Annotated in this window: 17 protein-coding genes; 5 read left to right on the forward strand and 12 right to left on the reverse strand. The window is 64.9% G+C overall.

Annotated elements, in window-relative coordinates; genetic code table 11:
- Positions 1 to 52: 52 nt before the first annotated feature.
- Positions 53 to 1,279: a branched-chain amino acid ABC transporter substrate-binding protein gene (locus C8E02_RS12505; RefSeq protein WP_120811159.1), complete on the forward strand. Its 1,227-nt coding sequence runs from the start codon at positions 53 to 55 to the stop codon at positions 1,277 to 1,279.
- 419 nt (positions 1,280 to 1,698) lie between these two features.
- On the opposite strand, the gene fabI is transcribed toward C8E02_RS12505, so the two are convergent.
- Entirely contained in the window at positions 1,699 to 2,487 is a 789-nt protein-coding gene (fabI, locus tag C8E02_RS12510; protein WP_047967083.1) for an enoyl-ACP reductase FabI, read from the reverse strand.
- A 186-nt stretch (positions 2,488 to 2,673) separates the two neighbouring features.
- Between fabI and trxA the strand changes: the two genes are divergently transcribed.
- The 4 genes from trxA to C8E02_RS12530 all read left to right on the forward strand — a co-directional run bounded on the left by trxA (position 2,674) and on the right by C8E02_RS12530 (position 5,737).
- Positions 2,674 to 3,003, forward strand: coding sequence for a thioredoxin TrxA (trxA, locus tag C8E02_RS12515; RefSeq protein ID WP_047967082.1), 330 nt, complete (start codon positions 2,674 to 2,676; stop codon positions 3,001 to 3,003).
- A 157-nt stretch (positions 3,004 to 3,160) separates the two neighbouring features.
- Complete coding sequence (gene rho / locus C8E02_RS12520) at positions 3,161 to 4,417, forward strand: transcription termination factor Rho (RefSeq protein ID WP_047967081.1); 1,257 nt, start codon at positions 3,161 to 3,163, stop codon at positions 4,415 to 4,417.
- A 64-nt stretch (positions 4,418 to 4,481) separates the two neighbouring features.
- Positions 4,482 to 5,132, forward strand: coding sequence for a trimeric intracellular cation channel family protein (locus C8E02_RS12525; RefSeq protein WP_202902734.1), 651 nt, complete (start codon positions 4,482 to 4,484; stop codon positions 5,130 to 5,132).
- Positions 5,132 to 5,737, forward strand: a complete 606-nt coding sequence (locus C8E02_RS12530; RefSeq protein ID WP_120811161.1) for a CoA pyrophosphatase — start codon at positions 5,132 to 5,134, stop codon at positions 5,735 to 5,737. Before C8E02_RS12525 ends, C8E02_RS12530 begins: the two co-directional genes overlap by 1 nt.
- A 72-nt stretch (positions 5,738 to 5,809) precedes the next feature.
- Here C8E02_RS12530 and C8E02_RS12535 read toward each other — a convergent pair whose 3' ends face one another.
- The 11 genes from C8E02_RS12535 to C8E02_RS12585 form a co-directional block, all read right to left on the reverse strand.
- Complete coding sequence (locus C8E02_RS12535) at positions 5,810 to 7,540, reverse strand: DEAD/DEAH box helicase (protein WP_120811163.1); 1,731 nt, start codon at positions 7,538 to 7,540, stop codon at positions 5,810 to 5,812.
- A 248-nt stretch (positions 7,541 to 7,788) separates the two neighbouring features.
- The gene (mmsB, locus tag C8E02_RS12540) at positions 7,789 to 8,673 is read right to left on the reverse strand and encodes a 3-hydroxyisobutyrate dehydrogenase (protein ID WP_120811165.1); all 885 of its coding nucleotides are present in this window, start codon (positions 8,671 to 8,673) and stop codon (positions 7,789 to 7,791) included.
- 22 nt (positions 8,674 to 8,695) lie between these two features.
- Positions 8,696 to 9,823: an enoyl-CoA hydratase/isomerase family protein gene (locus C8E02_RS12545; protein ID WP_120811167.1), complete on the reverse strand. Its 1,128-nt coding sequence runs from the start codon at positions 9,821 to 9,823 to the stop codon at positions 8,696 to 8,698.
- 130 nt (positions 9,824 to 9,953) lie between these two features.
- Entirely contained in the window at positions 9,954 to 10,736 is a 783-nt protein-coding gene (locus tag C8E02_RS12550) for an enoyl-CoA hydratase (RefSeq protein ID WP_120811169.1), read from the reverse strand.
- 103 nt (positions 10,737 to 10,839) lie between these two features.
- Positions 10,840 to 12,000, reverse strand: coding sequence for an acyl-CoA dehydrogenase family protein (locus C8E02_RS12555; protein ID WP_120811171.1), 1,161 nt, complete (start codon positions 11,998 to 12,000; stop codon positions 10,840 to 10,842).
- Between the two features lie 69 nt (positions 12,001 to 12,069).
- Positions 12,070 to 13,569: a CoA-acylating methylmalonate-semialdehyde dehydrogenase gene (locus tag C8E02_RS12560; RefSeq protein WP_120811173.1), complete on the reverse strand. Its 1,500-nt coding sequence runs from the start codon at positions 13,567 to 13,569 to the stop codon at positions 12,070 to 12,072.
- Positions 13,570 to 13,835: 266 nt separating this feature from the next.
- The gene (locus tag C8E02_RS12565) at positions 13,836 to 15,071 is read right to left on the reverse strand and encodes a phenylacetate--CoA ligase family protein (RefSeq protein WP_120811175.1); all 1,236 of its coding nucleotides are present in this window, start codon (positions 15,069 to 15,071) and stop codon (positions 13,836 to 13,838) included.
- 35 nt (positions 15,072 to 15,106) lie between these two features.
- Positions 15,107 to 15,925, reverse strand: a complete 819-nt coding sequence (locus C8E02_RS12570; RefSeq protein WP_047965976.1) for an ABC transporter ATP-binding protein — start codon at positions 15,923 to 15,925, stop codon at positions 15,107 to 15,109.
- 103 nt (positions 15,926 to 16,028) lie between these two features.
- Positions 16,029 to 17,336: an ABC transporter substrate-binding protein gene (locus tag C8E02_RS12575; protein WP_120811177.1), complete on the reverse strand. Its 1,308-nt coding sequence runs from the start codon at positions 17,334 to 17,336 to the stop codon at positions 16,029 to 16,031.
- 98 nt (positions 17,337 to 17,434) lie between these two features.
- Positions 17,435 to 18,499, reverse strand: coding sequence for a branched-chain amino acid ABC transporter permease (locus C8E02_RS12580; RefSeq protein ID WP_047965978.1), 1,065 nt, complete (start codon positions 18,497 to 18,499; stop codon positions 17,435 to 17,437).
- 3 nt (positions 18,500 to 18,502) lie between these two features.
- On the reverse strand, positions 18,503 to 19,390 hold the full coding sequence (locus C8E02_RS12585; RefSeq protein WP_047965979.1) for a branched-chain amino acid ABC transporter permease: 888 nt from the start codon (positions 19,388 to 19,390) through the stop codon (positions 18,503 to 18,505).
- Between the last annotated feature and the right edge of the window lie 7 nt (positions 19,391 to 19,397).

Here is a 19,397-nt window from a genome sequence, read left to right on the forward strand (position 1 = left end):
AGCGGCACAATCGTTCCGATGTCTTTCCCTGACATAACTAGAGAAGAGAAACATGCAACTGACCAAAATGACCCGCCTTTCCCTCGCTGTTGCTGCTGCGCTGACTTTGGCTGCGTGCGGCAATAAAGAAGAAGCCCCGGCCGACGCATCTGCCGCTCAATCCGGCGCCGCTGCTGGTGAAGTCGTGAAGCTCGGCTTTGCCGCGCCACTGACCGGCCCACAGTCGCACTACGGTGAAGAGTACAAAAACGGCGTGACCCTGGCGATCGAAGATGCTAACGCCGAGAAGCCAACCATCGGCGGCAAGCCGGTGACCTTCGAACTGGTGGCAGAAGACGACCAGGCAGACCCGAAAACTGCGACCCAGCTGGCGCAGAAATTCGTCGACAACCAGGTAAGCGGCATTGTTGGTCACTTCAACTCCGGCACCTCGATCCCGGCTTCGAAGATCTACTCCGACGCAGGCCTGCCACAAGTGGCCATGGCGACTGCCCCGGCTTTCACCCAGCAAGGTTACAAGACCACTTTCCGCTCCATGACCTCCGATACCCAGCAGGGTTCGGTAATGGGCAAGTTCGTGGTTGAGAAGCTGGCCGCCAAGAAGATCGTCATCGTTGACGACCGTACCGCTTACGGCCAGGGTCTGGCTGACGAATTCGAGAAGGCAGTCAAGGCCGCCGGTGGCGAAGTCGTGAAGCGCGAGTTCACCAACGACAAGGCAACCGACTTTGCCGCCATCATCACCTCGATCAAGGGCACTGCACCTGACGTGGTGTTCTTCGGTGGCGCCGATGCGCAGTCCGCCCCGATGGCCAAGCAGATGAAGCGTCTGGGCCTGAAGGCACCGCTGGTATCCGGCGAAATGACCAAGACCCCGACCTTCCTGAAGCTGGCTGGCAAGGAAGCCGAAGGCACCATCGCCTCGCTGGCTGGCCTGCCGCTGGAAAAAATGCCTAAAGGCGGTGACTACGCCACCCGTTACAAGGCTCGCTTCAACGCTGACGTGGCGACCTACTCGCCATACGGCTACGACGCGACTCGCGTGATCATTGCTGCGATGAAAGAAGCGGATTCGGTCAAGCCGGCTGACTACCTGCCGAAACTGGCCGCGATCAACTACTCCGGCGTGACTTCCGCAGCCTGGTCCTACGACCAGAACGGCGACCTGAAAGACGGTGGTATCACCGTGTACAAGGTTGAAGGCGGTGAGTGGAAGGTTATGGAAACTATTGGTGGTGCCGGCGCTGCCGCAGCCCCTGCTGCTTCCGCTGCCCAGTAAGTTTCAGGTGGCAGGACAAAAAACCGGCACAGGTTTCTGTGCCGGTTTTTTTTATGGCTGTTATTCAGCTGCTAGCGGCAGCTGCCGCCGCTGTTGTGTCGTTGCAAGGTGGGGGTGACTGAATGGCGTTGGCGGCAGGCACGGAGGCGAGAGCGGGTACGGGCTGCGGCGGGTTCGCTGCCCGCCGGCGATGCTCCGCAGGCGTGTTGCTGTGGGTATTGCGAGGGCTGGCTGGATACGACAAGAGGCATCACTACCGGGGTAGTTGATGCCTCCTGTTTTTCGCGCGTGTCCTTGAAAAGCGTAATGCTCTGCAAGGCGGGGCGATGACGCTGCGCTGCTGCGACGCTCATCGCGCCATTGACTGCGATTTCATTGCCGGCGAGCAGTGCTGTAGCGCGCCGCCTGCCGGCGTCTGCTTATGCGTCCGGTACGTTCAGCGAGTTGATGCTGAAACCGCCATCGACATAGGTGATTTCACCGGTGATGCCCGACGCCAGGTCGGACAGCATGAAGGCGGCGGTGTTGCCGACTTCTTCGGTGGTCACGTTGCGGCGCAGGCAGGACTGGTTGGCCGCCATCGACAGCAGCTTGCCGAAGCCGGAGATGCCGGCTGCGGCCAAGGTCTTGATCGGACCGGCGGAAATGGCGTTCACGCGGATGCCGTCCTTGCCCAGGCTGGCTGCCATGAAGCGAACCGAAGCTTCCAGGCTGGCCTTGGCCAGACCCATCACGTTGTAGTTCGGGATCGCGCGCACCGCGCCGAGGTAAGACAAGGTCAGTAGCGCGCCGTTGCGGCCCTGCATCATCGGACGGGCGGCCTTGGCCAGCGCCGGGAAGCTGTAGGCCGACACGTCGTGTGCGGTCTGGAATGCTTCGCGGGTCAGCGCGTCGAGGAAGTCGCCTTCCAGCGACTCGCGCGGGGCGAATGCAATGGCGTGTACCAGGCCGTCGAGGCCGTCCCATTCCTTGCCAAGGTCAGCAAACAGCTGCTCGATTTCCTGATCGTTCTGTACGTCGCAGCGGAAGACCTGTGTGCTGCCGAAGTCGGCGGCCATTTCGCGGACGCGGTCTTCCAGTTTGTCTACGACATAAGTGAACGCCAGTTCTGCGCCCTCGCGGTGACAGGCCTGCGCGATACCGTAGGCAATCGACCGGTTAGAAATCATGCCGGTAATCAGGATCTTTTTACCCTGCAAGAAACCCATGTTGAATCCTTCGTTATTTTCAAGCAAGCGCGCATTATAACCGCCTATTGTCCGACAGTGTTTGTTCTCTCTGCGCTTGTCGTGTGCGGTGTGTTGAAACAGCCCCTGTCAAGGCTTGCTGCCCGTGCCGGGTATTGCTACCATCGCCCATCAAACCTGAAATTGACAGACTTCGAGAGGAAGACGATGAGCGACCTGATCCTGCATGTGACTGATGATTCTTTCGAACAAGAAGTACTTAAGTCCGAGCAGCCGGTGCTGGTGGATTACTGGGCCGAGTGGTGCGGTCCCTGCAAGATGATTGCACCGATCCTGGATGATGTTGCCAAGGAATATCAGGGCCGTCTGACCGTTGCCAAGCTGAATATCGACCAGAACGAAGCCACTCCGCCGAAGTTCGGCATCCGTGGCATCCCGACGCTGATGCTGTTCAAGGGCGGCGAAGTGGCCGCAACCAAGGTTGGCGCTTTGTCCAAAACGCAACTGGTTGAATTCCTGAACAATAACCTGGCCTGATTGAATTGACACGCCTGTACTGATCGGCTATCTTCAAGCCAGATCTTCAAAAGTCGAGCGACCTGACACGGTCGCTCGATTCTCATCTGATTTCCCCCGTACTCATTAGCAGCGCATCCCGTTTTTTGTCCCGTTACCGGTCGACGCCACACATACCATGCATTTATCCGATCTCAAGCATCAGCACGTCAGCGAACTCGTAGAAATGGCCATCGCCAACGAGATCGACGGTGCCAACCGCCTGCGCAAGCAGGATCTCATCTTTGCCATCCTGAAGCATCAGGCCAAAAAAGGCGAAAGCATCTTCGGTGAGGGCACCCTGGAAGTGCTGCCTGACGGTTTCGGCTTTCTGCGCAGCCCGGAAGCATCCTATCTGGCCGGTCCTGACGACATCTACGTCAGCCCGTCGCAGATCCGCCGTTTCAACCTGCATACCGGCGACACCATCGACGGCGAAATCCGCACCCCGAAAGAGGGTGAGCGTTACTTTGCCCTGGTCAAGGTCGACAAGGTCAACGGTGGCCCGCCGGAAGCGGCCAAGCACAAGATCCTGTTCGAAAACCTGACGCCGCTGTTTCCGACTGAACGTCTGGTGCTGGAACGCGACATCAAGGCCGAAGAAAACATCACCAGCCGCATCATCGACCTGATCGCGCCGATCGGCAAAGGCCAGCGTGCCTTGCTGGTGGCGCCGCCCAAGTCGGGCAAGACGGTGATGCTGACCCACATTGCGCACGCCATTACCACCAACCATCCGGAAGTGGAAATGATCGTGCTGCTGATCGACGAGCGTCCGGAAGAAGTGACCGAGATGCAGCGTTCGGTGAAGGGCGAAGTGGTGTCCTCGACCTTCGACGAACCGGCCACACGTCACGTGCAGGTTGCCGAAATGGTGATCGAGAAGGCGAAACGTCTGGTCGAGCACAAGAAGGACGTGGTGATCCTGCTGGACTCCATTACCCGTTTGGCCCGCGCCTACAACACCGTGATCCCGTCCTCCGGCAAGGTGCTGACCGGTGGTGTCGACGCCAACGCGCTGCAGCGTCCGAAGCGTTTCTTCGGTGCGGCACGTAATATCGAAGAAGGCGGCTCGCTGACCATCATCGCCACCGCGCTGGTCGATACCGGTTCGCGGATGGACGACGTGATCTTCGAGGAGTTCAAGGGTACCGGCAACATGGAACTGCACCTCGACCGCCGCATGGCGGAGAAGCGCACCTTCCCGGCGATCAACATCAACCGCTCCGGCACCCGCCGCGAAGAGCTGCTGATCCAGCAGGACCAGTTGCAGCGCATCTGGGTATTGCGCAAGTTGCTGTACCCGATGGACGATCTGGAGGCGATGGAGTTCTTGCTGGGCAAGATCAAGGCCACCAAGACCAACCTGGCTTTCTTTGATTCGATGCGTCGCTAAGACGCCAGGCATGACTGTTCAAACGCCAGGTTCCCCTGGCGTTTTTCTTTGCAGAAGCGAAATAATGAACTGGATGGATTTACTGCTGGATCTGGACGGCTATTCGATCATCGGCACGGTGGCGTTTGCGGTTTCCGGCTACCTGCTTGGGGTGCGCAAGCATCTCGACCTGCTGGGGGTGGTGATTGTCACGCTGCTGACCGCGATAGGCGGTGGCATCATCCGCGACATGCTGGTTGGCCGCATGCCGATGGTGTTCCTCGATAACACCAATCTGGTGGTGATCGCGCTGACCGTGCTGCTGGCGTGGCTGGTGCGGCTGCACAAGCGCGAGAACGAGGTGCTGACCACGCTGTTCATCATCGCCGACTCCATCGGCCTGGTGGCGTTCAGCCTGGCCGGGGCCAAGCTGGGAGTGGAGTTCCATCTCAATGCTTTCGGCGTGATCCTGCTCGGCTTTGTGACCGCGGTCGGTGGTGGCATCGTGCGCGACATGATGGTCAACGATGTGCCGTTCATCCTGCACAAGGATTTTTACGGCACGGTGTCGATCGTGGTGGCGGCGCTGCTGTTCGTGCTCAGCCGCTTCGGCTGGGATCATCTGCTGGCGGTACAACTGGTATTCGTCGCCGGCGTGGCGCTGCGCCTGCTGGCGCACTGGGGCGAGCTGTCGCTGCCAAAGCTGGCGGCACAGCGGAAAGGACGGGATAACTGATGTGGCCTGCCGAGTTCGAGCGTGCCCACGCCTGGTTTGCCGCGGCACTGGTGCAGATGCCGGCGGCGGCGGACGACGAGGGTCTGTTGCCGCGGCCGCAGGCGCGCAGCCAGGCGGCGGTATTGCTGGCCATCGTCTGGCAGCAGGGCGAGCCCAGCGTGTTGCTGACGCGGCGTACCGCGCACCTGCGCAGTCATGGCGGCCAGATCAGCCTGCCCGGCGGCAAACTGGAGCCGCAGGACGCGGACGCGGCCAGTGCCGCCTTGCGCGAGGCGGAGGAGGAGGTCGGCCTCTCGCCGGCGCTGGTGCAGCTGGCCGGGGTGATGCCGCCCTACATCACCATTACCGGCTACGAGGTGACGCCGGTACTGGGCCTGCTGGCGCAGCCGTTCCAGCCGGTGCCGGCACCGGACGAGGTCGACGAGGTATTCTTTGTGCCGCTGGCGCACCTGATGGATGTCGCCGCCTACCAGCGCCACGCGGTGCAGCGCGATGGCTTCAGCGGCCACTACTATGCGATCAGCTACGGTGACTACTTCATCTGGGGGGCCACGGCGGCGATGTTGCGGCGGCTGGCGCTGCACCTGGCGGCGTGGTCGCGCTGAGGCTGTCGGCCGTCGCGAAACGAAAAAACCACCGCATTGCGGTGGTTTTTTGTTTGCGGCCAACCTTGTCGCTTAGCGCTTTGGTGGGCTGAACAGCGCCGAGGTTTGGCGCGGCTTGCCGCTGCCGCCCTGGCGTGGCTTGCCACCACCGCCGGCCGGTTTGCCGCTGCCGCCGTTGCGCGGCTGGCCCGCCGGCTTGCGCAGCGGGGCATCTTCGGTCGGCGAAATGCCCAGTGCGTGCAGTGTCAGCGTTGGCTGGCGCGGGCCGTCGTCGTGGAAGTAGTTGCCGTTCGGCTCCTGCTGCGGATTGCGCTTGGGCGCGTTGTTGCGCGACTCGTTGCGGCGCGGCTCGGCGGCGGCCTGTGGCTGGCGCGGCTTGCCGGCTGCCGGCTTGGCGCTGCCGTTGGCCGCTTTGGCGGCGGCGGGCTTGCCGTTGCTGCGTGCGGCAGCCGGACGGGCGGCGTCATCACGCGGCTCGTTGCGACGGCCGTTGCTGTCGCCCTGACGCGGTTTGGCTTGTGCCGCCGGCTGGCGGCGCTGGTTGCTGCCAGCGCTGCCTTCGCGACGCTTGCTGCTGCCTTTTGGCGGCGTGGCGGTCGGGGTCAGTGCGCCGTGGATGTAGCGGCCAAGGCCGATCTCGATGGCCTGCGGTTCTTCGTTGGGGTTGGCCTCGAAGCCGGGCACGGTGAAGCGGTCCACGGTCTGCTTGGTCAGTTTTTCGATGTCGCGCAGGAAGCCCAGCTCGTCCACGCAAACCAGCGAGATCGCCTCGCCGACGCAGCCGGCACGGCCGGTACGGCCGATGCGGTGCACGTAGTCTTCCGGTACGTTCGGCAGCTCGTAGTTGACCACGTGCGGCAGTTCTTCGATGTCTAGGCCGCGGGCGGCGATGTCGGTGGCAACCAGTACCGGCAGGCTGCCGTCCTTGAAGCCGGCCAGCGCCTTGGTGCGCGCGCCCTGGCTCTTGTTGCCGTGGATCGCCATCGAGGCGATGCCGGCTTTTTCGAGTTTTTCCGCCAGGCGGTTGGCGCCGTGCTTGGTGCGGGTGAACACCAGTACCTGGTGCCAGTCGCCGCCCTTGATCATCTCGATCAGCAGCTCGGTCTTGCGGTCGCGGTCGACCAGATGCACTTTCTGGGTGATCTGGGCGTTGGTCTGGTTCGGGCGCGCCACTTCCACCAGCTTAGGCTGGTTCAGCAGCTTGTCGGCCAGGGTCTTGATCTCGTTGGAGAAGGTGGCCGAGAACAGCAGCGTCTGGCGCTCCTTCGGCAGCATCGCCAGCACTTTCTTGATGTCGTGGATGAAGCCCATGTCCAGCATGCGGTCGGCTTCGTCCAGTACCAGGATCTCGACGCCGGACAGGTCGACGGTCTTCTGGCCGGCGTGGTCCAGCAGGCGGCCCGGTGTCGCCACCAGGATATCGACCGGCTTGCGCAGCTGGGCGATCTGCGGGTTGATGCCGACACCGCCGAACATCACCATCGATTTCAGCGGCAGGTATTTGCCGTACTCGCGCACGGATTCTTCCACCTGGGCGGCCAGTTCGCGGGTCGGGGTCAGCACCAGTGCGCGCGGACGGCCCTTCTGCTTGGACGGCTGGTCCATCAGGCGGTGCAGCAGCGGCAGGGTGAAACCGGCGGTTTTACCGGTACCGGTCTGCGCTGCGGCCAGCAGGTCGCCGCCTTGCAATACTTGAGGAATGGCCTGCGCCTGGATAGGGGTAGGCTGGGTGTAGCCGGTATCGGCTACGGCACGCAACAGTGGCTCGGCAAGGCCTAGTGCGGCAAAAGTCAGTTCGGACATTTATTGTGCAATCAGGATGTCTGCCCATTGCAAAGACAATACCAATCCGGGCGGACAAAAATAGTGTTTTCAATGGAGGACCCGGCGGGAGAGTGCGGGTCTGAAGAAAAGGTCGCGGTGATTGGTGGCACGCGATTCGCTAGTGTACTCCGATTGCCGCCGTTGTGCAGCGAATCATTGACAATAAATTGCTGGTATGCGGTTTGGGTGGGGCGGGGTGCTGCATTGCAACACCCCGCCCGGTGCCGTCAGTGGCGGAAGTGGTTCACGATGCTGGAGAAATCCAGCTTGCCGTTGCCGTCGGCGACGTGGCTTTCGTACAGGTTGCGCGCCAGCGCGCCCAGCGGGTTGGCGGCGTGGCTTTGCAGTGCGGTTTCCTCGGCGAGGCCGAGATCCTTCAGCATCAGCTCCGACATGAAGCCGCCGCTGTAGCCGCGGCTGGCCGGGCTGTTCTCCATCACGCCTGGCCACGGGTTGTACAGCTCCAGCGCCCAGTTGCGGCCGGAGCTTTTGCTCATGATCTCGGACAGCACTGCCGGATCGAGGCCGTTTTTCACCCCCAGTGCCAGCGCCTCGGCGGTGCCGGCCATCAGGATGCCGAGCAGCATGTTGTTGCACACCTTGGCGGTCTGGCCGGCGCCGATGTCGCCGGCGTGGAAGATGTTCTTGCCCATTGCCGCCAACAGAGGTCGCGCCGCCTCAAGGTTGGCCGCATCGCCGCCGACCATGAAGGTGAGGGTGCCGGCGGCGGCGCCCGCGGTGCCGCCGGATACCGGCGCATCGAGAAAGCGCAGGCCGGCGTCGCTGGCGGCGTGGCCGACGCCGCGTGCGGTGTGCGCGGCGATGGTGCTGCAGTCGATCACCAGCGTGCCGGCGGGCAGGCGGGCGATCAGGCCGTCGTCACCGAGGTAGAGCCCTTCGACATGGCGCCCGGCCGGCAGCATCGAGATCACCGCGTCGGCGTTCTGGATCGCCTCGGCGACGCTGGCAGCCGCGCGGCCGCCGTTGTCGCTGAAGTGCTGCAGCGCCTCGGCGGAGAGGTCGACCCCGCTGACGCTGAAACCGGCGCGCACCAGATTGATGGCCATCGGGCCGCCCATATTCCCCAGGCCGATAAAGGCGATGTGTTGCATGTGTTGCTCCTCTTGCGTGTGTTCAGTGCAGGGCGGCCAGCGGGTGATCCTGCTCGCGCCACGGCGAGCGGAAGTGCTGCGCCACCCAGTGTTGGTCAACTGCGGCCAGCGTCGGGTGCGACCACTGCGGGTTGCGGTCCTTGTCGACCAGCAGCGCGCGCACGCCTTCGCGGAAATCCGGCGCGGCGCAGAAATTCAGCGACAGCACCAGCTCCATGCGCAACACCTCGGCCAGCGACAGATGTTTGGCGCGGCGGAAAATCTCCCAGGTGACGGCGGCGCTGCTCGGGCTGCCGGCGGCGTAGCTCCTGGCGGCGGCAGCCAGCCAAGCGTCCTCGAAGGCGGTGTGGCGCAGTGTCTGGTCCACCGCCGCCAGCGAGCCCTTGTTCATCAGCTGATGGATCAGCGGCAGGCAACGCATCACGTTGCTGTCGGCCAGCGCATCGCCGTTGCCGGCCTCCAGCTCGCCCAGCAGCGCGGTGAGCTGGCTGTGGTTGGCCGCACTGTCGGCGTGCCAGCCGGCGGCGGCGAGTCTCGCCAGCAGCGGCGACCAGCCGTCCTGCGGCAGGATGTGGTCGGCGAGATTGCACAGCAGCGCGTCGCGCGCGTTTAGCGGCGCGCCGGTCAGGCCGAGGAACAGGCCGGCCTTGGCCGGCATCCGCTGCAGGAACCAGCTGCCGGCGACATCGGGATACAGGCCGATGCTGATTTCCGGCATCGCGATGCGGGTGCTGGCGGTGGCGACGCGGTGGCTGGCGCCGGCCATCAGGCCGAGACCGCCGCCCATCACGATGCCGCTGCCCCACAGCAGGATAGGCTTGGCATAGGTGTGGATGCGGTAATCCAGCGTGTATTCGGCGGTGAAAAACGCCTCGGCCTGCGGGTTGGGCCACTGCTGCTCGGGGTCGCTCACCAGTGCCTCGCGCAGTGCGCGCACGTCGCCGCCGGCGCAGAAGGCCTTGTCGCCGGCTCCACGCAACAGCACGGCAGCGATGCCGTCATCCTGATCCCAGATCGACAGCCGCGCGTCGAGCAGGCGGATCATGTCGCCGTTGAGTGCGTTGAGCGCCTTTTCCGCGTTCAGTGTCGCCACGCCGAGGCGGTGGCCGCTGGCGGTGGGGATTTCGTCAAACAGTACGACGTCGTTCATGGTTTTCCTTCTTTGTTGTCGCCACGCAATCCACGGAAAAACACAGACAGGCGGGTCAAGAAAGCATGCTGGTGCGGCTGGCTATCCGCTTTGTTGTCGTGTTTTTCGCGGGTTCAGTGGCTAACAGGGTTTAGCGGTTTTGCCACTGCGGCGTGCGCTTCTGCAGGAAGGCCTGCACCCCTTCGCGCTGGTCTTCGGTGTCGAACAGCTTGATGAACAGTTCGCGCTCGTGGATCAGGTTGGCCGCAGGCGGAGCGTGGCGCGCGGCTTGTACCAGCGTCTTGCAGGCGGTGACCGCCACCGGGGACTGGCGGCCAACCTTTTCCGCCAGCGCCAGTGCGCTATCGCGCGCGCTGCCTTTGGCCACCACTTCTTCCACCAGCCCGATGCGCAGCGCGGTGGCGGCATCGACGCGCTCGCCGCACAGGATCATGCGCTTGGCCCAGCCTTCGCCGACCAGGTGCGGCAGGTTCTGCGTGCCGCCGGCGCAGGGCAGCAGGCCGACGGCGGCCTCCGGCAGCGCCATCACCACCTGTTCCTCGGCGATGCGGATGTCGCAGGCCAGCGCGCACTCCAGCCCGCCGCCCATCGCGTAGCCGTTGATGGCGGCGATGCTGACGCCGCGGAACGCCGACAGCGCCTCGAAGGCCTCGCCGAACAGGATGGTCATGCTGGCGGCGACGCCCTTGTCGCCGTCGGCGAACAGCTTGAGGTCGGCGCCGGCGGAGAAGAATTTGTCGCCGTCGCCGGTGATCACCAGTGCGTAGATGTCGCGGTCGGCGTTGAGATCGGCCACCAGCCGCTTCAGCGCCTGCAAGCTGTCGTAGGTCCAGGTATTGGCCGGCGGGTTGGCAATGGTGATCAGGGCGGTGTGGCCGCGTTTTTCAACGATCAGGTTGGCGTAGTCTTGCATGTTCGGTTCCTGTGTTTGCCACCTCAGTCCAGGCGTGGCTGGCAACGGCGGCCTGGTGCGGTGGTGGCGGGTGGGGCGGGCAAAGTCTCTATTTCAATCGCGGTCAGCGCAGGTTTTCCAGCGCGCCTTCCTGCAGCAGCTTGCGCGCGATGATCACGCGCATGATCTCGTTGGTGCCTTCCAGGATCTGGTGCACACGGTTGTCGCGCACGTAGCGCTCCAGCGGGTATTCCTTGATATAACCGTAGCCGCCAAACAGCTGCAGCGCCTCGTTGGAGACCTTGAAGCCGACGTCGCTGGCGAAGCGTTTCGCCATCGCGCAGTAGGCGCTGGCATCGGCGCTGCCCTTGTCCAGCTGCCAGGCGGCGAGGCGCACCATCTGCCGCGCGGCGACCAGCTCGGTGACCATGTCGGCGAGGCGGAACTGCACGCTCTGGAACTCGGCCAGCGGCTGGCCGAACTGCTGTCGTTCCTGCACGTAGCGGGTGGCGGCGTCCAGCGCCGCCTGCGCGGTGCCGACCGAGCAGCTGGCGATGTTGATGCGGCCGCCGTCCAGTCCCTTCATCGCGAAGCTGAAGCCCTGGCCTTCCTCGCCCAGCAGGTTGGCCGCCGGCACCACCACGTTATCAAAGGTGATGGCGCGCGTGGGCTGGCTGTTCCAGCCCATCTTCTTTTCCTTCTTGCCGTAGACGATGCCGGGCAGGTCGGCCGGTACCAGCAGTGCGGAGATGCCGCGTGCGCCGGCGCCGCCGGTGCGCGCCATCACCACCAGCACGTCGCTGCTGCCGGCGCCGGAGATGAAGGCCTTGCTGCCGTTGAGGATGTAGTGCTCGCCGTCACGCTCGGCGCGGGTGCGCAGGTTGGCCGCATCGGAGCCGGCGCCCGGCTCGGTCAGGCAGTAGCTGCCGAGCAGCTCGCCGCTGGCCAGTTGCGGCACCCACTGCGCCGCCACTTCCGGGCGGGCAAAGCTGCCGATCATCCAGCTGACCATATTGTGGATGGTGAGGTAGGCGGTGGTGGAGGTGCAGCCGCCGGCCAGCGCCTCGAACACGATGGCGGCGTCCTGGCGCGTCAGGCCCAGCCCGCCGTACTGCTCCGGTGTGTACAGGCCGCAGAAGCCCATCTCGCCGGCGCGGCGGATCACGTCCACCGGGAAGATTTCCGCCTCGTCCCAGTGCGCGGCATGCGGCGCCAGTTCGTTGTCGGCGAAAGCGCGTGCGCTGTCACGAAAGGCGATTTGTTCGTCGCTGAGTGCGAAGTCCATGCTTGATTCCTTTTCTGCTTCGCCGGCCGCCGCGCTTGTGGCGCGGGCTGGCCGCGGCCAACGTTGCTCTTACTTCAGCGCGATGGTGGTATGCACTTTGCCGCTGCTGGCGTCGTCGTCGAACCAGCGGCTGGTGACAGTCTTGGTCTGGGTATAGAACAGCACCACCTGCTTGCCGTAGGGGCCGAGATCGCCAAGCTTGGACGCGCGCGAGCCGGTGAACGAGAACAGCGGCACCGGTACCGGGATCGGCACGTTGATGCCGACCTGGCCGACGTCGATCTCCTCCTGGAAGTGGCGCGCCGCCGCGCCGCTCTGGGTGAAGATGGCGGTGCCGTTACCGTTGGGATTGGCATTGATGATGTCGATGGCCTCATCCAGCGTGTCGGCGGCCATCAGGCACAGCACCGGGCCGAAGATTTCCTGGTCGTAGATCGCCATCCCCGGCTTGACGCCGCTGAAGATGGTGGGGCCGACGAAGTTGCCGTGCTCGAAGCCGGCCACGCTGACGCTGCGGCCGTCCAGCTCCAGCGTGGCGCCTTGCTCGACGCCCTTGGCGATCAGCGTGGCGACGCGGTCCTTGGCAGCGCAGGAAATCAGCGGGCCGATGTCGGGGTTGGTATTGCCGGGGCCGACCTGCAGCGTTCTGGCCTTGGCCACCAGATCGGGGATCCACTGTTGCGCGTCGCCGACCAGTACCGCCACCGTCAGCGCCATGCAGCGCTGGCCGGCGGCACCGAAGGCCGCACCGGTGAGCTGGTTCAGCGCCTGTTCCTTGTTGGCGTCCGGCAGCACGATGGCGTGGTTCTTGGCGCCCATCATGCACTGCACGCGCTTGCCGTTCAGGCTGGCGCGATTGTAGACGTGGGTGCCGACCTTGCTGGAGCCGACGAAGGAGATCGCCTTGATGTCGGGGTGGTCGCAGATGGCGTTCACCACTTCCGGCCCGCCGTGCACCACGTTCAGCACGCCCGGCGGTACGCCGGCTTCCAGTGCCAGCTCGACCAGGCGCATGGTCACCATCGGGTCCTGCTCCGACGGCTTCAGCACGAAGGTGTTGCCGGTGGCGATGGCCATCGGGAACATCCACAGCGGGATCATCGCCGGGAAATTGAACGGGGTGATGCCGGCGCAGACGCCCAGCGGCTGCATCACGCTGTAGGTATCGACGCCGCCGGCGACGTTCTCGGCGTAGTCGCCCAGCTGCAGGCTGCCGATGTTGGCCGCATGCTCGACCACCTCCAGGCCGCGGAACACGTCGCCTTCGGCGTCGGCCAGCGTCTTGCCCTGCTCGGCGGTGAGGATGGCGGCCAGCTCCTTCATGTGTTCGCGGATCAGCTGCTGCAGCTTGAGGAAGATACGGGCGCGGGTGCCGATCGGGGTTTTCTTCCAGCTCTTGAACGCGGCCTTGCCGGCGGCGACGGCGGCGGCCACCTCGGCGGCGGTGGCCATCGGCACGCGCGCCAGCACTTGCTGGGTGGCCGGGTTGATCACGTCACGCCATTCGCTGGTGGTCGATTCGACGAATTCGCCGTTGATCAGCAGCTTGACGGTGGGCAGGTGCGACATGGTGTTTCTCCTTTGCGGGCGGCGTGGCGCGTGCGGCTGGTAGCCGTGGTGTTAGATAATTAGTGCACGTTGACGTAAACGTCAATTTAATCTCAATTTAGAGCAAGCGCTTGGTTTTTTGAAGGGCGCACTACAAGCAGCGCAAACCGTGCTGCCAGGCTGTTGCGTGGCGGGTACAGGCGGCGGTTGGTATTGCCTGTTATCTGTCTGCATAGACCGCTGCCAGCGGCGAAAGTGCGGCCGCCGGCAGCGGCCCGGTACGGCATTCAGGCTAGGCTGCGCGCGTCGTCGATGACCTTGCCGTCGGCGGGCAGGCTGCCGGGCGCGCACAGCACCACCTCGCCGCGCAGTTTGCACACCTCGCGCAGGCTGGCGGCAAGGTTGGCCGCAAGGCTGCTGTCGTGCTGATCGCCAACCTCGGCGTGCAGCGTCATCACGTCGAGCTGCTCATGCTGCGTCACCACCAGCCGCGCGCGCCGCACCGCCGGGTGGCGCTGCGTCACCGCGTGCACCTGTTCCGGGTGCACGAACATGCCCTTGATCTTGGTGCTCTGGTCGGCGCGGCCGAGCCAGCCCCGGATGCGCTGGTTGCTGCGGCCGCACGGCGACGGGGTGTCGATCAGCGCCGACAGGTCGCCGGTGGCAAAGCGCAGCAGCGGGTAGTCGCGGTTGAAGCTGGTGACCACCACCTCGCCGATCTCGCCGGCCGGCAGCGGCTCGCCGCTGCCGGGGCGTACGATCTCCAGCAGCACGCCCTCGTCGATGACCATGCCCTGGTCCGGTGCGGTTTCGTAGGCGATCAGGCCGAGGTCGGCGGTGGCGTAGCACTGCAGCACGGCGATGCCGCGTGCGGCGAACCAGGCACGCAGGCTGGCCGGCAGCGCCTCGCCGCTGACCAGCGCCTTGTTCAGACGCGGCAGCGCGACGCCGAGCTGGTCGGCCTTTTCCAGGATCAGTTTCAGGAACGAGGGCGTGCCGGTGTAGGTGCTGGCGCCGAGGTCGCGCAGCGCCGCCACCTGCAGCTCGGTCTGGCCGGGGCCTGCGGGGAACACGGCGCAGCCCAGCGCGCGGGCGCCGGCGTCGAGCATGAAGCCGCCGGGGGTGAAGTGGTAGGAAAAGGCGTTGTGCACCAGCTCGCCGGCACGCACGCCGGCTGCGTACAGCGCGCGGCTGAGGCGCCAGAAGTCGTCGCCGTGGCCTTGCGGCTCGTAGATCGGGCCGGGCGAGGCGAACAGCCGTGCCGCCTGTCCCGGCGCCAGCGCGGCGAAGCCGCCGAACGGCGGCGCCGCCTGCTGCGCGGCGATCAGCGCCGACTTGCGTGTCAGCGGCAGGTCGGCCAGCGCGGCTAGGCTGGTGATGCCGGCCGGCTCGATGTCGGCGAGCAGCGCGGCGTAGGCGGGGCTGTGCGCCTTGGCGTGGGCGATCTGCGCCGGCAGCGCGGCCAGCTGTGCGGCCAACCTTGCGGCGGGGGCGCGGGTTTCCAGTGTGTCGAGATAGGGCATGGTGACTCCTGTCGGGGGCGGCGAGGGCGGGCGCGTCACGCCAGCCAGCGTTTGCGGCGGCGGTAGTGCTTCACCTCGCGGAAGCTCTTGCGGCCTTCGCCGCCGAGGCCGAGGTAGAACTCCTTGACGTCCTCGTTGCTGCGCAGCTCATCGGCGCTGCCGTCCATCACCACGCGGCCGTTTTCCAGGATGTAGCCGTAGTGGGCGTAGCGCAGCGCGACGTTGGTGTTCTGTTCCGCCAGCAGGAAGCTGACGTTTTCCTGCTGGTTCAGTTCGCGCACGATCTCGAAGATCTCCTCGACGATCTGCGGTGCCAGTCCCATTGACGGCTCGTCGAGCAGGATCATCTTCGGGTCGGCCATCATCGCGCGGCCGATGGCCACCATCTGCTGCTCGCCGCCGCTGGTGTAGCCGGCCTGGCTCTGGCGGCGCGTCTTCAGCCGCGGGAAGTAGTGGTAGATGCGCTCCAGCGCCAGCTTGATCTCGCTGCGGCTGATGGCGCGGGTGTAGGCGCCGGTGAGCAGGTTTTCCTCGACGGTGAGGTGGCCGAAGCAGTGGCGGCCTTCCATCACCTGGATCACGCCCTGTTTCACCAGCTGGTCCGGCGTGCCGTGGTCGATGCGCTGGCCGCGGTATTCGATGGTGCCCTTGGTGATGTCGCCGCGCTCGGAGCGCAGCAGGCTGGAGATCGCCTTCAGCGTGGTGCTCTTGCCGGCGCCGTTGGCGCCGAGCAGGGCGACGATCTGGCCTTCCGGCACGTCCAGCGACACGCCCTTGAGCACCAGAATGACGTGGTTGTAGATCACTTCGATGTTGTTGACCGACAGCAGGTAAGGCGTTGCGGTGGCTTGCATGGGCGTAGGCTCCGTGAGGGCCGGGGCGGGGCCCCGGCCGGGTCAGCAGTGAGGTCGGCAGGCGCCGGCGCGCGCCAGGGCGGCGCGGCCGGTGCCGGCGGCATTACTTCTCGGCGGCGCAGTCACGCAGCTTCATGCTCTTTTCCTGGCTGTACTTGTCGACCGAGGCCTTGATCAGCGGCAGGGTGACGCCGGTGTCGGCCTTGATCCAGCCGGAGACCGGCTTCCAGTCCTTGCCGTCCCACTGCATGAAGCGGGTGTAGCCGCTGCCTTCGTGGTTCTGGCAGCTGGTTTTCACCTGCGGGAACATGTCGGTCACGCCCAGTTCCTGCTGCCGCTTGGCGTCGATGTTGAGGTTTTCCATGCCCCAGCGGATCTGGTCGCCGTTGAGGGTCTTGGCGCCGTATTTCTTCTGTGCCGCGCGGATCGCCTCCACCATCAGGATGCCGCTGACCACGCCGCGGTTGTAGTTGACGGTGCCGATGAAGCCCTTGTCGGAGAGATTGCCCTTGCCGGCGCCGTACACGGTCTTCTCGATGTTCTGGATCACCGGGAACTGCCTGCCGTCCAGCGCGAAGCTGCCGGCGATATAGCCCTTGGCGGCATCGCCGGCGGCGATGGCGTCTTCTTCCGAGCCGCCCCACCAGTTGGCGACGATGTTTTCACGCGGGAAGCCGACCTTCTGCGCCGATTTCAGCGCCGCCGGCGTCATCACCCCCCAGCTGCGCAGCAGCACGAAGTCCGGGCGTGCGCGGCGGATTTCCAGCCACTGCGACTGCTGCTCGGTGCCCGGTGCCGGCACTTCCACGTGCTGCAGTTCGAAGCCGTACTTCTTCGCCATCGCGTCCAGCACCGGGATGGTTTCCTTGCCGTAGGCGGAGCCGTGGTACAGGTTGACGATCTTCTTGCCCTTCAGGTTCTGCATGCCGCCGACGCGCTGGCCGAGGAACTGCACCTTGGCGGTGGCCTGGCTCCAGTAGCTGGTGATCAGCGGGAACACGTACTTGAAGGCGCGGCCGTCCTGCGCATCGGCGCGGCCGAAGCCCATGGTCATCAGCGGAATCTTGTCCTTCTCGGCGCGGTCCATGGTGGCGTAGGTGATGCCGGTGGACATGAAGTTGAACGCCGAGGCGCCGCCGTTCTTCGCCTTCAGGCGTTCGTAGCACTCCACGCCGCGGTCGTTCTTGTACTCGGTCTCGCACTCCTCGTAGGTGAGCTTGACGCCGCCGACGCCGCCTTCCTTCATGTTGACGTAGTTGAGGTAGTCGATCATGCCGCCGTAGAACTTGGCCCCGCCGGAGGCGTAGGCGCCGACACGGTAGCTGGGGATCGGAATGAACTGGTCGGCGGCCTGGGCCACACCGGCAACGGTCAACAGGGCGAGCGATACGGCAACAGCGGTTTTGTTCATGGTGATGTCTCCTGGTCTTTCTCTGTTGTGGTGCTGCTTGGGGTCATGCATCGGTTGGCCGCGACCTTGCGGCCAACCTTCAGGTCGTTGCAGGCGCGTCAGTGCGGGAACGGCCACACGCGCAGTTTTTCCTTGGCGATCTGCCACAGCCGGGCGAGGCCGTGTGGCTCGACGATCAGGAAGAAGATGATCAGGCCACCGAACAGCATCATTTCCAGGTTGGCGAGGAACTGGGTGCTGATGGTGTCGTGGAAGGCCTGACCCAGCAGGTTGAGGCAGATCGGCAGCAGCACGATGAAGGCGGCGCCGAGGAAGGAGCCGAGAATGCTGCCGACGCCACCGACGATGATCATGAACAGCACCTGGAAGGAGCGGTGCAGATCGAAGGCCTGCGCATCAACGGTGCCCAGCAGCACGAAGGCGTACAGTGCGCCGGCGACGCCGCAGTAGAACGAGCTGATGGCAAAGGCGAGCAGCTTGGTGCGCAGCATCGGGATGCCGATCACCTCGGCGGCGACGTCCATGTCGCGGATCGCCATCCAGGCGCGGCCGATGCTGGCGCGGGCCATGTTCTTCGCCGCCAGCGCCATCAGCGCCACGATGGACAGCGTCAGCAGGTACTTGCTGGCCGGGGTGTCGATGGCGATGCCGAACACCTGCATCGGCGGTGCCGAGATCACGCCGGAGCTGCTGTAGTTGGTGAACCAGCCGAACTTGGTGAACACCCACTCGATGAAGAACTGTGCGGCCAGCGTCGCCACCGCCAGGTAGAAGCCCTTGATGCGCAAGGACGGCAGGCCGAAGGCGACGCCGACCAGTGCCGCCATCAGGCCGCCGAGGAAGATGGCGAGCAGCAGCGGCATGCCCGGCATGCGCAGCATGAAGTTGTAGGTGGCAAACGCGCCCACCGCCATGAACGCCGCCGAGCCCAGCGACAACTGCCCGGCGTAGCCGGTGAGGATGTTCAGCCCCAGTGCCGCCAGCGACAGGATCAGGAAGGGGATCAGGATGCCGGACAGCAGGTAGTCGCTGCCAAGGCCCGGCAGCACCACGAAGGCGAGCGCGAGCAGGGCGGCGATAAACAGCCGGTCCTGGGCGATGGTGAGGATGGCGGAATCCGCCGCGTAGGAACTCTTGAACTGACCCGATTCACGGTAGAACATGGTTTACACCCTCTCGATATGTTTTTCGCCGAACAGGCCTTCCGGACGCACCAGCAGGAACAGCAGTGCCAGCATGTAGGGGAACCAGTTCTCGATGCCGCCACCGACGAACGGCCCCAGGTACACCTCGGCCAGCTTCTCGCCGGCGCCGATGATCAGGCCGCCGATGATGGCGCCCGGCACCGAGGTGAAGCCGCCGAGGATCAGCACCGGCAAGGCCTTCAGTACCACCAGCGTCAGCGCGAACTGCACGCCAAGGCGCGAGCCCCACAACAGGCCGGCGACCAGCGCCACGAAACCGGCGACGCCCCACACGATGGCCCAGATGTGCTTCAGCGGAATGCCGACCGACATCGCCGCCTGGTGGTCGTCCGCCACCGCGCGCAGTGCGCGCCCCAGCTTGGTCTTGCTGAAGAACAGCGCCAGCGCCGCCACCAGCGTGCCGCCGACCGCGGCGGCGAACAGGTCGAACTTGGAGATGAATACGCCGCCGACATCGAACGGCTCGTCGGCGATGCCCAGCTCCAGGCCGTGCACGTCGGTGCCCCACACCATCTGCGCCAGCCCTTCGAGGAAGAAGGACAGGCCGATGGTGGCCATGAACAGCGTGATCGGCGGCTGGTTGACCAGCGGCCGCAGCACCACCCGCTCAATGCCGACGCCGAGCAGCACCATCAGCGCCAGCGTCAGCAGCAGCGCCAGCCAGAACGGCACGCCCATCGCCTGGATCGAGACAAAGGACAGCGCGGCAAACAGCACCATCGCGCCCTGCGCAAAGTTGAACACGCCGGAGGCCTTGTAGATCAGCACGAAGCCCAGCGCCACCAGCGAATACATCACGCCGGCGAGCAGGCCGCCCACCAGCACCTCAAGGAAAAACTGCCATTCCATGTCTTGC

The organism is Vogesella indigofera (assembly GCF_003633895.1).
In the GTDB taxonomy this organism is placed as follows: Bacteria; Pseudomonadota; Gammaproteobacteria; order Burkholderiales; family Chromobacteriaceae; genus Vogesella; species Vogesella indigofera.